The sequence below is a fragment of the Pyramidobacter piscolens W5455 genome, from assembly GCF_000177335.1.
In the GTDB taxonomy this organism is placed as follows: Bacteria; Synergistota; Synergistia; order Synergistales; family Dethiosulfovibrionaceae; genus Pyramidobacter; species Pyramidobacter piscolens.
In genome coordinates this window covers 1-15,318 of the sequence record NZ_ADFP01000140.1, presented here as the reverse complement: position 1 = coordinate 15,318, position 15,318 = coordinate 1, and the positions used below count along the sequence as shown (strand labels likewise).

The following is a 15,318-nucleotide window of genomic DNA, read 5'->3' as shown; positions in this document are numbered from 1 at the left end:
CCGCCGCGCCGCACTCGGCCTGACAGCCGCCGGAAGCGCCCGCCAGAGTGGCGCGCTGGGAGACGATCTCGCCCACCGCCGCGGCGACGATCAGCCCTTCCAGAAGTTTTTCGTCGCCGCCATGCCGCGCTTCCTGCCAGGCGAAAAGCAGTCCGGGCAAAATGCCGCAGCTGCCGGCCGTCGGCGCGGCGACGATGCGTCCCATCGAGGCGTTGCAGGTGCCCAGCGCCACGGCGATCTCGCTGGCGCGCCAGACCAATTCTCCCGACATCGGGGCGCGCCGCAAAGCGGCATATTTATCCTTGTCGTCGCCGATCAGCTTCGGCTGCCAATGTCCCGCAAGCGCCGCGTCGACCGTCTCGCGCAGCACTTTCAGGCGCGCGCGCAAACGGGAGCGCAGCAACGCGGCGTCGATCATCTGCTCCTCGGCGTCCATGGCGAGAATCGCTTCCGGAAGCGAGCCGCGCTCGCCGGCGTGGGCGATCAGTTCTTCGAGAGCTCTCATGCGGAAACTCCTTCCTCGGCGCTTTTCAGCAGAATCACGCGCCGGCAGGCGGGAACGATCGTCCGGATCCGCTCGCCCAGATCGGCGGGAACGGCGCCGTCGAGAACGAACACAAAGACCGCCATGCCGCCGCGGACGCGGCGCTCCATTTCCATGCGCGCCACGTTGAGGCCGAGGCGGTAGAATTCGCCGGTGATGACCGAAACGATGCCCGGCTGGTCGCGGTGCATGACGATCAGCACCGGCTGGCCGAACGGCACGACCATGGGAAAACCGTCCACGGCGCGCAGCTCTACCGCGCCGCCGCCGATGGACGCGCCCACGGCCTCGCACTGTTCCGCACCGTCCGACATGACGACGCGCACCGAATTGGGATGCGCGCCGTCGATCTCTTCCGTGTCGAAAGAAAAATCCAGCCCCTCCGCGCGGGCGACCTCAAACGATCTGGGAATGCGCAGGTCGTCGGGCTGCATGCGCAGCAGGCCGGCCACCAGGCCGCGGTCGGTGCCGTGCCCCCAATAGGTGGCGGCGAAGGAACCGCGCAGAAACAGTTTGGCGGAACGCAACGGCCGTTCCCAGCCCCAGAGGCGGCGCGCCATCATGCCGATCCTGACGGCTCCGGCGGTATGGCTCGACGAAGGTCCGATCATCACCGGGCCGATAATATCCAATAACGACATCTCGATCGTCTCTTCCTTTGGAGGATGATGAAAGTCAGCGGCCGCCCGTTTGCGGAGAGCCGCCCGCGAGACTTTTCCGAAAGGGAACGCCTCGCCGATTAGCGTGACATTTTACCACAGCGGCACAGACTCGTCAAAAACGCGCGGCGCGGCGTTTTCAAGAGACGCTTGATTTCGGAAAACATTTTCATTATATTGAGTCCGTCCCATCCATGTTGACCATCTGCCATAAAAGGAGCGATCCCATGTTTTTCAAATCGTACCGAACGACGCCGCTGCTTCTTGCCGCCGCGCTGTGGGCCGTTCCCGCCGGGGCGGTGACCACCGCGCAGCTGGTTTCGCCATTTTTCAAGGAAGAAAGCCGGCTCTCCATGAGCTGCGAGAACGTGAAAGCGCTTTTCAACAACGGCTCGAGGCCGCTGGAACAGATTTTCAGCAAAGCGGCGGCCGCCGCCATGGAGCTGGACGAAGACCCCGATTTCCGCGAACTGGTCCTGCACGCCGGCAGCGCCGAAGGTCGGTGGCGCTACGACGTCGGCGCGCGGAGCGTCGGCGCGGGAGTCTTCGCCGTCGAGTTGGACAAGGAGTTCCAGCTGCCTTTCGGGGACAAAACCATTCCTCTTCAGCTGAACGCGGCGCCGCCGGGAACAGCGCTCGAGACGTTGGCGGTCGCCGGTTCCGAAGAGTCGCCCGTTTATATCGCCCTGCTGACGCGCGGCGAGCAGCGCTTCATCGTCGGCGCTTCGGACGATTCCACCCTGCTCGAAACGATGGCCGCCGTGCCGGATACCGAGCCGCTGGAGCCGAAGCACGCGCCGGCGCCCATAGGATTTGCCTTTTTCGTGCCGCAGTCGCAGCTGCCGCTCCTGTTCGGCCAGAGAAGCCTGCCCGACAGCTTCCTTAAGGCTCCTTTTGCGTTCGAAGTGGGCATCAGCGACACCGAGCGTTCGCTGCGCGCCCGGCTGTGGAGCAACACAAGCGGGACGGGGGCGTTCGAAGCCGCCAAAGGCAGCGCCGACACTCATCCGGGATACATGCTCCCTCCCGTTCAGGAAAAACCGCTTCTTGTCGGCGGCGGACCGTTGTTGGCGCTGTTGAGCGTTGAAAAAACGCTGCCCAGCGAAGACGCCCTGGACGGCTCGCTGCGTCAGAAGCTGCTCCCCGCGCTGGAAAATTTCGGTCTGACCATGAGCGATCTGGCGGAAGTGCTGCGAGGCCGCATCACCATCGCCGCGGCGGGGCGATCCAGAGGGCTGCTGGGCTCTTATCCCGGGTTTTACATCCACCTGAGCGGCGCGAACCAGCGCGTCTGCGAACTGCTGCTGGACCTTCTCCAAAAGCAGACTGAATCCCTCGCCGCCGTCAGGACCGAGCCGTTTGCCCAAGGTCAGTGGAAAGGACTGCGCCTGTCGAACAATCTGCTCTTTTCCGGCTACGCCGCATCGTCGCCGCGGGGCTTCATCGCCGCTTTCCAGAACAGCGCCGAGCTGGAGCGGACGCCCTCGCCGACGGACGATATCCGGAACGCGCTGGATAAGCCCGCCTATTTTGTCTTCAGCTTGGACTTTCCCGCGCTCACGCTCGAACTGAAAAAGCTGATCGACCGGTTCGGTTCGCCGGGCATGGACCACGAACGACGCCGCGCCGCCGAAGCGGCCGTCGACGCGATGGACGCTTTCGGCGTCTTCAATATCACCGTGACCGACCTCGACGGCGCCGACGTCGAACTGTTCGTCAGGGAACCGCAGTTCGGCCGCATGCTCGACCAAAAAATGCGCGAAGAATGGAGCGGCCGCAAGGGATCCGACGCCGAGAAACAGGACGGAGAAGAAGCCTCGGGTCCGACCGGCGGCATCAGGGCGCGCGCAAAGCTCCGGTTCCGCCCCGCCGTCGGCGCCGCCGCGGAATCACCTCTTCGGGTGAGGCGCGGCCGCCGCGAAACAGTTATGATTTCTTCAACGGCGAAAACGTTCCCCTGGCGAGGTTGTGGAAATTTTTGCGCCTGATATAATGAACATAATGCATTAATTTTAAATTTTTATCGCAAGGGAGTGACTTTATCATGAAAAAGAAAAGAACCGCCGCTCTGGCCGCGATTTTTCTCGGGGCCGCGCTGGCCGCGGCGGCGCCCGCGGCCGACAAGCGGCAGCTGATCAGCTACGCCGAACATTACCTGCGCGAGTTCGAGCAGGAAGTCGCGCGCGAGCGCGGCGGCGAAAAGACGATCTGGCGCAGCAAGGACGCCGCGCTGAGCCGCGTGCAGGAGCTGCACGAGAAATACCCGAACGATCCTCAGGTGCAGGCGATGTTCGAGCGCGCCCGCGTGGCGCTGAAAAAGAGCAAGGGCGACTTTACGGAGATCACGCCGGAAATGACGAGCTACCTGCGCACCGAGGAAACGCTGCGCAAAGATATCGCCGCCGCCGGCACAGCCGCGTGGGAAAAGCTGCTCGGCGAAAAGCGCGCCGAGACGATCGAAAAAATATTCCCCACGCCCGATTACAAGACCGTCTCCATCGACGACCTGCAGGGGCGCTACGTCGTCCTCGAAAACGCGCGCTACCCGCAGGGACAGTTCTACGGCGCCACGGGCGAATACATCGCCGTCGGCAAGCCCTCCACCGGCTATTACTTCGTCGACATTTCCGGACGCGCCTGGCTCGGCCCCTACGAAGCCGTCAAGCGTTTCCGCCGTCAGGTCGACACCGGGCTCGAAGACGTACAGAACTGGACGATCCTGGGCAAGATCACCGACATCACCTCGGAGATCCCCGACGCCAGCGAGAACAAAGTCGGCAATTACCAGTTCGGCTGGGTCGTCACGCCCGTGGCGCTGTACGTCCCCGACCACTGCATGGCGCTGTACGATCCCAATCATGAATCGTCAGGCGTCTTCGTCGGCGAAGAGGGCGTGCAGCGCATCAAGGAAAGCCGGTACAGCGTCACCAGCGTTCCCGACGACGTGACGCCGGAACGGCTGATGGAGATCTTCGTCACCGCCATCAAGGAGAAAAATTTCAAGCTGTACTGCAGCTGCATCGACCCGTCCGCCGACCGCAAAGACATCGACGGCGAACAGTCGGCCTTCTTCTGGGACCTGCATCAGCGCCGCTTCCACGGCCAGTACGTCCACGTCACCTTCGGCAAGGCCAGGATCAAGGTGCTCAAAGGCTTCGACGAAAAGGACGCCTTCGACAACTATTTCCTCGACGAAAAAGACCGCGCGGACATCAAAAAAGCCAGCGGCACGAAGCTCGAGGAAGCGGTCGTCGAAACCCGCGCCTGGGACGCCAACGGCAAGGTCGTCGGCTCGCCCAAGCCGCACCGCCTGCGCCGTGTGAACGGCGGGCGCTGGTTCGTCTACGACATCGGCTTCCGTTTCTAGCCGCAGAAAGGAGATCGCCATGAAACTCCGCGCCATTATCGCCGTTCTCGCTCTGTGCCTGGCGTCTGTTGCGCAGCCCGCCGCGGCCGGTCAAGATCCGCCTCGGCTCCCGGTGCCGGAAATCAGTTCCGAGGGACTGAACCTGAAAATCGCGATGGATTTGCTGGAGCAGCTGCACGATATCCGCCGTCCGCTGGCCGTCGGCACGGTCTTCAAAGACCCCTCCATGGAATTTGCCCTCAGAAATTTCCAGGTCTACACGACGGCGCGCAATATGTTCGACGAGCGGACCGCCATCCGCGACACGGCTCAGAACATTCAGCGCGTCAAGGAAATCATCGAGGCCTACGATACTTACGTCAAAAAATCCGGCCTCACACAATATATGAACCAGCTCGTCACTGTCATCATGGCCAACAGCATCGTGCTGCGCGCCAACCGGCTCCACGAGTCTTTCGAGTGGTTTCGCAAGTACGACGCGGAGTACGCCGAGACGCTCAGAGAGTACAACGCCGCCTACCGCGCTTTTCTCACCATGGTGGAATCGCTGCGCGGCGGGCAGGGGATTTCCGGCCGCGCCTCCCGCAGCGGCGCGTACCCGAACAATTATCTTTTCAACGACGTGCTGCTTTATTCCGGCCTCTCTCAATACGTCAACACCAGCGGCAAACGCGCTCGCAGCGGCATCGCCAATCTCGCCCGCATCATCGACAATCACGTCATGGCCGTCAGCGACGCCAAGCTGAAAGAATGCGAGGAGTTCTTCGCGGAGCTGGATCGACAGCAGAAAACCGTCAGGAGTTTTTACGACAAGGCCGTGGACGCCGTGTCGAAACTGCCCGGCGCCGACGCGCTCGGCAACATAGGCGTGGACGACTATCAGATCCTCGACAACGTCGATAAACTGGTCGCGCAGGCGATCGCCGAGATCGTCGTCCTGCGCGATCCCGAACTGACGCCGCTGCGCACGAACAAGAACGTCGCCCCCGACGCCTTCAAGGTCGATCCCTCGTACAGCTCCACCGGCGGCCCCGTGTACGCGCGCAAGGTGCGCCGTTCCGTCGAGGAACTGCGCGCGATCTGGAACGGCATGGCTGACCGGCTCGACCAGCAGCACCGCGGCGACCCCGGCTGGCAAAGGATGCACGCCGATTAGAAAAACCGCAAGTTTTTTTCGATATGCCACAAAAAAGACGCCGCCTCGATCATCGTTTCGAGGCGGCGTAAAATGTTCCACGTGGAACATTTTACCGATAAAGTTTTCTACGATCCGGCAATGGCGGCGGCGAGCGCGCGAACGTCTTCTTCCCTGCTCGCCCAGCTGGTGCAGAAGCGCACGGCCTCGCGGCGTCCGTCGATTTTCGCCCACGGCGAATAAGCGTACTGCTCGCCGAGTTTTTTCAGCGCTTCGACGGGAACGATCGGGAACTGCTGGTTCGTCGGCGACTCGACCATAAAATTCCACTCTTTGGCGCGGCAGGCGTCGCGGATCAGCATGGCCATGTCCACGGCGTGACGGGAAATTTTCAGGTACAGATCGTCCGTAAAGAGCGTTTCGAACTGCACGCCCAGCAGGCGTCCCTTGGCGAGCATGGCGCCGCGCTGCTTTTCGATGTAGCGGAAGTCTTCCTTCAGCGCCCCGTTGGCAATGACCAGCGCCTCGCCGAACAGCGCGCCCACTTTGGTGCCGCCGATGTAAAAGGCGTCGGTCAGGCGGGCGACGTCGGCCAGCGTCAGGTCGTTGCCCGCGGCCGCCAGACCGTAGCCCAGGCGCGCGCCGTCCATGTAAAGGAAAAGATTTTTCTCGCGGCACAGATCGTGCAGCGCCGTCAGCTCGGCCAAGCTGTAGATCGTGCCCAGCCCGGTCGGGTTGGAGATATAGACCAGCCTGGGCTGAGCCATGTGCTCGTGGGTCACGTCGTCCCAATGGTTTTCGACGACCGCGCGCACCTGGGCGGCCGAGATCTTGCCGTCCGCTCCGGGAACGGCGATCACCTTGTGTCCGGTCGCTTCGACGGCGCCGCTTTCGTGCACGTTGATGTGCCCGGTATCGGCGCAGACGGCGGCCTGATGCGGGCGCAGCGCCGCGGCGATCATCACGAAGTTGGCCTGCGTGCCGCCGACGAGGAAGTGCACGGCCGCCTCCGGCGCGTCGCAGGCGGCGCGGATCAGCGCGGCGGCGCGTTCGCAGTGCGCGTCTTCTCCGTAGCCGGGCGTCTGCTCCATGTTGGTTCTGACGAGGGCTTCGAGGACGGCGGGATGGCATCCCTCGCTGTAATCGCAGTTGAAACGGATCATATCGGCTCCTCCTTGCGCGGAGAGAATTTTGTCCCGGATCCGAAAAGAGCCGTCCGACAGGACGTGTCGAACGGCTCGGAACGCGCGGCGGAAACTACTTTTTGAGGCTGTCGGCGAAAACGACGGCGGCGGCTACGGAAAGCAGCTTGGTGCGGGGCGAATCGGCGCGGCTGGTGAGCACGATGGGAGCGGCGGCGCCGATGATCAGGCCGGCCGTTTCGTTCTCGGAGAAGTAAACGATGGCTTTGAACAGGGCGTTGCCGGCCTCGATGTCGGGCGCGAGCAGGATGTCGGCTTTGCCGGCCACGGGCGAGTCGATGCTCTTGATCTGGGCGGACTTTTCGCTGACGGCGTTGTCGAGGGCGAAGGGACCGTCGACGATGCAGCCCTTGATCTGCTTGCGGTTGTTCATGGCCGTCAGCGCGGCGGCGTCGATCGTGGCGGGCATGTCGGGGTTGACTTCCTCGACCGCGGCCAGGCAGGCGACCTTGGGGCACTCGATGCCGAAGGAATGGGCCAGCTGCACCGAGTTGCGGATGATGTCGGCCTTCTGGGCCACGTCGGGATACATGTTGAACGCGGCGTCGGTGACGAAGAACAGATGGTCGTAGCCCTTGATGTGGTGGAAGAAGCAGTGGGAGATCGTGTTCTTGCCGCGGCGCAGGCCCACTTCCTTGTTCAGCATGCCGCGCAGGAAGTTGGCGGTGTGCAACTGTCCCTTCATGTAGATGTCGGCCTTGCCGGAGGAAACTTCGGTGACGGCCTTGATCGCCATTTCCGCCTCGCTCGCGGAGCAGTCGATCACGTTGTAGTCGGCCAGATCGGCGCCGGCGGCTTTCGCGGCGGCCTCGATCTTGGCGCGCTCGCCGGTGAGGGTGAATCTGGCGATGCCGGCCTTGCGGGCGTCTTCCATAGCCTCGAACAGGCCGGGATCGTCGGCCTTGGCGACGGCGATGCACTTGGGGCCTTTTTCGGCGGTGATTTGCTTGGCGTAATCCAGAAGCGCGCTCAGACTGCGAAGCTGTTCCATAAAAAAATTCCCCCTTGGATGATTTGCGCCACAGGAGAAGCGACCTCTGACGCGATTTTATGTATCGATTATACACTCGGCGGCGAAAGATTGAAAGGCGAAAGTCAAAATCATCCCGCCGACGGGCCGCCGCAAAAAAAATTTCCATATTGTGCGTTTTACCATGTTCTTTCCCGCCGATTCTGCTAAACTACAAAGGTATTTTCCAATTCAACGCTACCGAAAGGATTGATCGCTTTGAAGATTTCGCTTCTGATCGCCGCCGCGCTGTTGGCGCTTACAACGGCGGCCGGTGCGGCCGAACGGCCGCCGCTGATCCCCGTGGAGGATTTTTTCCGTCTGCCGGACAAGGCCCGCTTCACGATCTCGCCCGACGGACTTCATTACGCCTGGATGGCTCCTTGGAAAGGACGCATGAACGTCTACGTCGCCAGCGTTGACGCTCTCAGTACGGGCAAAGGCACGCGCGTCACTTCGGCCACCGAGCGCGACATCGCCGGCTACGGCTGGGTCAGCAACGACCGTCTCGTCTACATGCAGGACAAGGGCGGCGACGAGAACCACCACATTTACTCCGTCGCCAGGGACGGCTCCGACGTCAGGGACATGACGCCGTTCGACGGCGTCAAAAGTGGCATCGTCGACCAGCTCGAGGAGGACGACGAACACATCCTCATCGAGATGAACAAACGCGACCGCCGCGTCTTCGACGTCTACCGCCTGAACGTGCTCACCGGCTCGCTCGAACTGATCGCCGAAAATCCCGGCACGATCGTGGGCTGGGGCACCGACCACGACGGCAAGCTGCGCCTCGCCACCGAATACGTGGGCACCACCACGCGGCTGCTTTACCGCGACACGGAAGACTCGCCGTGGAAAACGCTGTTCGAGACCGACTTCCGCGACAGCGTTTCGCCCCAGGTCTTCACGGCCGACAACAAACGCCTCTACGTCATCTCCGACATCGGCCGCGACAAAGGCGCGCTGTTCGAGTACGACCCCGCCACCGGCGAACAGAAACTGATCTACGAGAACGACGAAGCCGGCGTCGGCGGCGTCATCTGGTCCGACCTGCGCAAAAAGCTGCTCGGCGCCACCTACTATACCGACAAGCTGCACCGCGTCTACTTCGACAAAGAAGCCGAGGCCTTTTACAACAAGCTTCAGGCCCAGTTCCCCGATCTGCGCGTCGGCGTCAGCGACATGTCGAAAGACGAAAAGCGCATGTTCGTTTCCGTCGGTTCGGACCGCGTGCCCGGAAGGCTGTATTACTACGACAAAGACCAGCCCGACACCTTCGCGCAAGTAACCGATTTCTATCCGTGGCTCAAGGAAGAGTACCTCGCGGAAATGAAGCCCATCAGTTACGCCGCCCGCGACGGTCTGACCATTCACGGCTACCTGACGCTGCCCGTCGGCGTGGAAGCGAAGAATCTGCCCGCGATCGTCGTCGTCCACGGCGGCCCCGAGTCGCGCGACACATGGGGTTACGACACCGAAGCCCAGCTCCTCGCCAACCGCGGCCTGGCCGTGCTGCAAGTCAATTACCGCGTCTCCACCGGCTACGGCAAAGCGTTCTGGGAAGCCGGCTTCAAACAGTGGGGACTGAAACAGCAGGACGACATCACCGACGGCGTCGCATGGCTGATCGCCCAGGGCGTCGCCGATCCCAAGCGCATCGCCATTTACGGCGGCTCTTACGGCGGCTACGCCACGCTGATGGGACTGATCAAGACGCCGGAACTCTACGCCTGCGGCGTCGATTACGTGGGCGTCAGCAACATCTTCACGCTCTTCCAGTCCATTCCCGAATACTGGAAGCCGTTGCTCGAACAGATGTACGAGACCATCGGCCATCCCGAAAAGGACAAAGCTCAGTTCGAAGCCACCTCGCCCGCGCTCCATGCCGACAAGATCAAAGCGCCGCTGTTCATCGCCCAGGGCGCCAACGATCCCCGCGTCGTCAAGGCGCAGTCCGACGCCATGGTCGAGGCCATGCGCCGCCGCGGCGTGAAAGTGCAGTACATGGTCAAGGACAACGAAGGCCACGGCTTCCACAACGAGGAAAACCGCTTCGACTTCTACCGCGCCATGGACGCGTTCCTCACCGAGCATCTGGGACTCGGCCGCGACGGCGAATAATCCGTCACCCCCGCAACAAAAAGATCGTCCTGTCCGCAAATTGGCACGGACAGGACGATCCCTTGAACGAAAAAATCCATCCCGATGTCTGAAAACATCGGGATGGATTTTTTCGTTACTCTGCGTTGTCGTCCGCGGACGCCTGAGACGCTCCGCCCGGCGATGCGTCCGAACGGTGAGAGCGGCGGCGACGGGGCCGGCGGCTGCCGGAGCGCTCGCCGCGCTGGCGGTCGGGACGTTCGCGCCGCTCCTCGTCCTCGTAACGACGCTCGGGGCGCCCGCCGCTGATCAGGCGGACGGCCACTTTGCGGCCGGGCTCGACGCCGATGGAATGAGTTTCCACGTTGGCGCTTTCGCGCAGAGTCAGGTGGACGATGCGGCGCTCCCAGCTGGACATGGGCTGAAGGTACACGGTGCGCCGCGTCTTCATGGCTTCCTTGGCGGCGTCCATGGCGATGCGCTCCAGATCCTTCTCGCGCTTGCGACGGAACCCTTCGCAGTCGATGCGCACGTGAGGCACGGGGCCGTCGTTGCGGGCCATCAGGTTGACGATGTAATCGAGGGCTTTCAGCCCCTCGCCCTGACGGCCGGCCAGCAGGATGCGGCTGTCGGGGCCGGAGAGGTTGACCGAGCCGTCGGACTGGACGTTGACTTCGAGGTCAAGCCCCGCCGCCTTCAGGACTCTTTCAAGCAAAACGACAAATCCGCCGTCCGCTTCGGCCGCTTTCGCCGGTCCCGCCGCGGGAACGGAGGGACGCCGGGCTTCGACCTTCAGCTTGCGGCCGAAAAGCCCGAAGAGTTTTTTCTCTTCGCCGACGACGGTGAGGAGCACATCTTCCCTGGCGATGTTCCAACGAGACGCGGCGCGGTCGCGCGCCTCGTCTTCCGAGGAAACTTCCAGCACCAGCACTTCGTCGTCCTGAGTCTTCAGAATGTTTTCTTCCATAGTGCGGGAACCTCCTTCGACGTCAGGCTTTACTTACGCCGTTTGGGGATGAAGTCGCTGAAATCATCGTAAGCTTCACCGCTCTGCACGGCAGCGGAGGGGATTTCCCCGAGCTCGCGCCGGGGAGCCGGGCGGTTCTCTTTGACGGGACGGCGCGTAAAGACGGCTTTCTGAGCGGGCGCTTCGCCCTCGCGGGGCTTGTCCTTGAACAGGACGGGCTTCTCCTCTTTGGCCACCTTGTGCACCGTGAACCACTGCTGGATCACGGCGAACAGCGAGGACAGCATCCAGTAAAGGAGCAGTCCGCCGGGCATGGAAAGGCAGATGAACCCCATGAAGATGGGCATGACGACGTTCATCGTCGCCATCTGCGGATTGCCCTGCGCGCTGAGCTTCTGCTGATACCAGGTCAAAAAGACGATGAACAGCAGCAGGAACGTGATCGGCAGCCAGACGCCGACGGCGGAAAGTCCTGCGGGATTGGCGCCGACGGCGCGGCACGTGTCCATGAAGCCGGCCGTCAGAGGATCGCCGCTGAAACCGACCGCCTTGGCAATCGAGGAGAGCACCGTGCCGGCCAGAGGCACGCCGCAGAAAGTGGACTCGCCGAACTGGGCGCTGGCGTCGCGCAGCACGTTGAACAGCAGGATCAGGATCGGCAGCTGGATGATCAGCGGCAGACAGCCCGAAGCCGGATTGACCTTGTTCTCCTTGTAGAGCGCCATCGTCTCGCGGCTGAGGGTATCGCGGTCATTGGCGTATTTTTCCTGAAGCACTTTGAGGCGGGGCTGAAGACGCTGCATCTGCTGCATGCTGCGCATCTGCTTGGCGTTCAGGGGATGCAGCGCCAGGCGCACGATCACCGTGAGGGCGACGATGGCCCAGCCCCAGTTGCCGGTCATGCTGTAAAGGAAGTTCAAAAACTGAAAGAGATAATCACTCAGAGCTTTCCACAAGATTCAGTCACCTTCTCAGAAAATTTGTAAACCTGAAGAGCGGTCAGAAACGTCTCTTTCGCGCCGGCGGCACAGGGTCGAAGCCGCCCTCGCTCCATGGGCCGCAGCGAAGCAGCCGCCAGACGGCGAGGAGGAGGCCTCTGACAGGGCCGTGAACTTTCAGCGCTTCGATGGCGTAGCTCGAACAGCTGGGATAAAAACGGCAGCGATGGCCCAGCAGCGGCGAGATCCAGCGCTTGTAGCCGCGGATCGGCAGCACCAAAAGCCAGACGAAAAAACTACTGATACCAGATCGCGCCGGGCCAGTCATCTTTCATAAAGCCTTTGCGCTTCAACAAAGCGCCAAGATCGGCATACACCTCGTCGGCTTTCGCCCGAAGCCCCTGCTCGTTCAGCATGCAGGCGAACCACCAGCCTTCCTTCATCCAGGGATGGAGCCGGCGCAGCGATTCTTTGAGCACGCGGCGGCCGCGGTTGCGCAGGTGCGCTTTGGCGATCTTTTTGCCGACCGCCATGGCGAAGCGCGTTTTGCCGTCGGGGGCCTTGACAAACAACAACCGCACCAGCCTGCCTTTTAAACGACTGCCGGTGCGGAATAGTGTGTCGTATTCCCAGCCCTGTTTAAGCCGTAATGAAGCGGGATATGGGAAGACCAAGGCTCTCGGATTAGACGGCCAGGCGCTTGCGGCCTTTGGCGCGACGGGCGGCGAGCACGCCGCGTCCGCCGTGGGAGCGGGAACGGGCGAGGAATCCCATGCCCCTCTTGCGCGATCTGACGTGAGGCTGAAAAGTCTGCTTCATCTGATGAACACCTCCTCAGTTAGGAACTCCAGCGTGAAAATACTTTTCTGGATAGTTAATTCAGCCCTCGAACTATATCACATCGGGGGCGAAGTTGTAAATACGCAAATTCATTTATGAGCGCCGACCAGGCGGTATTTTTTTACGGGGACCGCCGGCAGGCTGTCCAGGATTTTCCAGTCGGGACGGGTCACGATCCGTCCGTCGAGGATCACCACGCGCCCCCGGTCGGAGCCGGTGCGCACCAGCCGTCCTGCGGCCTGGCGCAGCTGCATTTTCGCGCCGGGCAGCACCGCCTTGACGAAATTCTCGCGCCCTTCCAGCTTGGCGCGCGCCTCGCCGACGGGATCACCGGGATGGGGAAAAGGAATGCGGTCGATGATCACCTGAGTGAGCGCCTCGCCGGGCACGTCGATGCCCTCGCGGAACGACGCCATGCCCACCAGCACGCTGCGTTCGTTTTCCTTGAACAGCTCCAGCAGCTCCGTGCGCGGCAGGTCGCCCTGCACGAGAATATTCAGTCTATCCTTCTCCGCGTTCATCTTCAGATAAGCGGAAACGGCCGTCAGCAGCCGCCGCGACGAAAGCAGGATCAGCGTCGCGCCGCCGTTTTCGCGCGCGTACTTGCGGCACACCCGCGCCACCGCGTCGGCGTAGCCCGGCGACATCACCTGCAGCCCCAGATCGACGACGTCGATCTCCATCAGCGAAGGCAGATCGAACGGCGAATCGAGCACCGCCGTCTCGTCGGGGGCCAGTCCCGTTTCATTGGCCCAGTATTCGAAAGAACGATCCACCGTCATCGTCGCCGACAGGGCGATGACTTTGATCTCGTCGTCGTCGAAGGCCGGCGGGATCAGGTCGCTGCCGTTCACGCAGGAGCTCTTCAGGCTGCCGCCCTCGCGCCAATAGGCCCATTCGGGATAGTTCTGCGTGTCGCAGCACCAGCGCAGCGAGTCGCGGAACGCCGTCAGTTCGCCGTTCCAGACGGCGATCCTGCCGTCGTCCTGCAGGGCGTTCGCGTCGCGCCCGCCGCCTGCGGCCGCTTCCTGGAGTTCGTCCAGATGGCCGATGATCCGGTCGCATTTGACCAGCAGCTCGGCCGTGTCGTTTTTCAGCTCCGGCGGATAGGCCGTGAAATTTTTCCCGTCGGGCAGCCGCGCGGCGAGCTGATCGAAAACGCTCTCGGAGACCCGGCTCAGATCGGCCACTTCCTCGGCGAAACGATCGGCCGGGCAGTCCACGCTGCGCAGCAAAGACGCCTCCACCTTGTCGAGGCGGGGCGCGCGCCGCAAAAGGCGCTGCCAGTCGCGCACGTCGACGCCCACCTGCGTGACCGCGCGGGCCGCGTCCTCCATCTTGTGCGCCTCGTCGCAGATCAGCAGTCCGAAAGGAGCCGGAAAGGGCTTGCGCTGCCCCAGCACGTAGGAGAAATAGACGTGATAGTTGGCGACGATGACGCGCCAATGCGACAGGCTGCGCATCACCTTGTTGTAGAAACAGCGCTCGTGATGCGGGCAATAAGGACCGAGACAGGTCAGATAGGACGAGGCGATGCGCTCGCGGGCCGGATGGGTGTCGCCCAGGCTCAGCTCGCTCAGGTCGCCGGTTTCGGTGGCGTAAAGCCAGCCGCTGATGTCGCGCGAAGCCTGCCCCTTATCGCCGCCGAAGTCGAGAAAACCTTCCGCGCCGATCTCGCGGGCTTTGCGGATGCAGGCATAGTTGCCGCGGCCTTTGAGCAGTCCGTAGGGCAGGTCGAGCCCCAGCACGTCCAGCAGCGCGGGAATGTCCTTGTAGATCAGCTGTTCCTGCAGCGTGATGCCCGACGTGAGCACCAGCACGGTGCTATTGTTCGCCACAGCCCACCGCATGGCGGGGATCAGCATCGCATAGGTTTTGCCGACGCCCGTGGGCGCTTCCGCCGCTAGAAGACGCCGGTCCGACTGCAAAAAATTCTCTATTTTTTCAGCCAGTTCGCGCTGCTGCCGGCGATATTCGAAATTCGGAAGGCGCGCGTTGAGAATCCCTTCGGGACCGAAAAAATCTTCCATGCGATCACCGTGTTTTTCTGATAGAATAGGCGGAGTTTTTCAAAGCGCTCCAGGAAGATATTTTACAACGAATCGGACCGTTTGGCCTCCATTCCCATTTTATTGTTTTTCTGGTAGAATATCATTTGTCTGTTGCGAATAAACCACGGTCCGTGGTAGAATTCTTATCGTTTAACCGGAGGAGGTGAACCGAATGCCCAACAAGAAGTCCGCTATCAAGCGCGTCCGCACGTCTGAGAGAAACCGTCTTTACAACCGCTACTGGAAGAGCCGCTGCAAGACCTCCATGAAAAAGGTCCTCGCCACCGTCCAGAACGGCGACGCCGAAGCCGCCGTGCTCCAGCTCAACGCGGCCCAGTCCGTGTTCGACAAAGCCGTTGTCAAAGGCGTGCTCCATCGCAATACAGCCGCCCGCAGAAAGGCCCTGATGACTGCGAAGGTCAAGTCCCTCTCCGCCGAAAAGCCCGCCGAATAAGTTTCAACGACCATAAAAAACGCCGCCGGAAGATGAATGAACGTCTTCC

Annotated in this window: 15 protein-coding genes; 5 read left to right on the top strand and 10 right to left on the bottom strand. The window is 62.1% G+C overall.

The features are described 5' to 3' along the window. Together HMPREF7215_RS12190 and sdaAB are read right to left on the bottom strand one after the other, a co-directional pair. A partial coding sequence (locus HMPREF7215_RS12190; protein ID WP_009166239.1) for an L-serine ammonia-lyase, iron-sulfur-dependent, subunit alpha occupies positions 1–505 on the bottom strand: 505 nt, incomplete at its 3' end. Further along, positions 502–1,185: an L-serine ammonia-lyase, iron-sulfur-dependent subunit beta gene (sdaAB, locus tag HMPREF7215_RS12185; protein WP_009166238.1), complete on the bottom strand. Its 684-nt coding sequence runs from the start codon at positions 1,183–1,185 to the stop codon at positions 502–504. The genes sdaAB and HMPREF7215_RS12190, both read right to left, overlap by 4 nt. A gap of 245 nt (positions 1,186–1,430) precedes the next feature. On the opposite strand from sdaAB, the gene HMPREF7215_RS12180 reads away from it, so the two are divergent. From HMPREF7215_RS12180 to HMPREF7215_RS12170, 3 genes are read left to right on the top strand one after another with little or no spacing between them, the layout of a single operon-like run. Beyond that, positions 1,431–3,191 carry a flagellar biosynthetic protein FliO gene (locus HMPREF7215_RS12180; protein ID WP_009166236.1) on the top strand — a complete coding sequence of 587 codons (1,761 nt, stop codon included), beginning with the start codon at positions 1,431–1,433 and terminating at the stop codon, positions 3,189–3,191. Positions 3,192–3,247: 56 nt separating this feature from the next. Further along, entirely contained in the window at positions 3,248–4,570 is a 1,323-nt protein-coding gene (locus HMPREF7215_RS12175; protein WP_009166235.1) for a hypothetical protein, read from the top strand. 19 nt (positions 4,571–4,589) lie between these two features. Then, complete coding sequence (locus tag HMPREF7215_RS12170; protein WP_009166234.1) at positions 4,590–5,726, top strand: hypothetical protein; 1,137 nt, start codon at positions 4,590–4,592, stop codon at positions 5,724–5,726. Positions 5,727–5,833: 107 nt separating this feature from the next. Here HMPREF7215_RS12170 and HMPREF7215_RS12165 read toward each other — a convergent pair whose 3' ends face one another. After that, the gene (locus tag HMPREF7215_RS12165) at positions 5,834–6,868 is read right to left on the bottom strand and encodes a threonine aldolase family protein (protein ID WP_009166233.1); all 1,035 of its coding nucleotides are present in this window, start codon (positions 6,866–6,868) and stop codon (positions 5,834–5,836) included. Positions 6,869–6,962: 94 nt separating this feature from the next. After that, positions 6,963–7,898, bottom strand: coding sequence for a bifunctional enoyl-CoA hydratase/phosphate acetyltransferase (locus HMPREF7215_RS12160; RefSeq protein WP_009166232.1), 936 nt, complete (start codon positions 7,896–7,898; stop codon positions 6,963–6,965). Positions 7,899–8,135: 237 nt separating this feature from the next. Between HMPREF7215_RS12160 and HMPREF7215_RS12155 the strand changes: the two genes are divergently transcribed. Beyond that, on the top strand, positions 8,136–10,040 hold the full coding sequence (locus HMPREF7215_RS12155; RefSeq protein ID WP_156797562.1) for a S9 family peptidase: 1,905 nt from the start codon (positions 8,136–8,138) through the stop codon (positions 10,038–10,040). Between the two features lie 115 nt (positions 10,041–10,155). Here HMPREF7215_RS12155 and HMPREF7215_RS12150 read toward each other — a convergent pair whose 3' ends face one another. From HMPREF7215_RS12150 to HMPREF7215_RS12125, 6 genes are all read right to left on the bottom strand, one after another. Further along, a complete protein-coding gene (locus HMPREF7215_RS12150) occupies positions 10,156–10,986 on the bottom strand; it encodes a R3H domain-containing nucleic acid-binding protein (protein WP_009166229.1) in 831 nt (276 codons plus the stop codon). A gap of 29 nt (positions 10,987–11,015) precedes the next feature. Further along, complete coding sequence (locus HMPREF7215_RS12145; RefSeq protein ID WP_009166228.1) at positions 11,016–11,942, bottom strand: YidC/Oxa1 family membrane protein insertase; 927 nt, start codon at positions 11,940–11,942, stop codon at positions 11,016–11,018. Positions 11,943–11,985: 43 nt separating this feature from the next. Next, positions 11,986–12,252, bottom strand: coding sequence for a membrane protein insertion efficiency factor YidD (gene yidD / locus HMPREF7215_RS12140; RefSeq protein WP_156797561.1), 267 nt, complete (start codon positions 12,250–12,252; stop codon positions 11,986–11,988). Further along, positions 12,221–12,598 carry a ribonuclease P protein component gene (locus HMPREF7215_RS12135; protein WP_040551240.1) on the bottom strand — a complete coding sequence of 126 codons (378 nt, stop codon included), beginning with the start codon at positions 12,596–12,598 and terminating at the stop codon, positions 12,221–12,223. The genes yidD and HMPREF7215_RS12135 overlap by 32 nt, the downstream gene beginning before the upstream one ends. Positions 12,599–12,608: 10 nt before the next feature. Next, entirely contained in the window at positions 12,609–12,743 is a 135-nt protein-coding gene (rpmH, locus tag HMPREF7215_RS12130) for a 50S ribosomal protein L34 (RefSeq protein ID WP_009166225.1), read from the bottom strand. A 110-nt stretch (positions 12,744–12,853) separates the two neighbouring features. Next, positions 12,854–14,794 carry an ATP-dependent DNA helicase gene (locus HMPREF7215_RS12125; protein ID WP_009166224.1) on the bottom strand — a complete coding sequence of 647 codons (1,941 nt, stop codon included), beginning with the start codon at positions 14,792–14,794 and terminating at the stop codon, positions 12,854–12,856. A gap of 193 nt (positions 14,795–14,987) precedes the next feature. Here HMPREF7215_RS12125 and rpsT point away from each other — a divergent pair, with 193 nt between their 5' ends. Beyond that, complete coding sequence (gene rpsT / locus HMPREF7215_RS12120; RefSeq protein WP_009166223.1) at positions 14,988–15,269, top strand: 30S ribosomal protein S20; 282 nt, start codon at positions 14,988–14,990, stop codon at positions 15,267–15,269. Positions 15,270–15,318 lie beyond the last annotated feature (49 nt).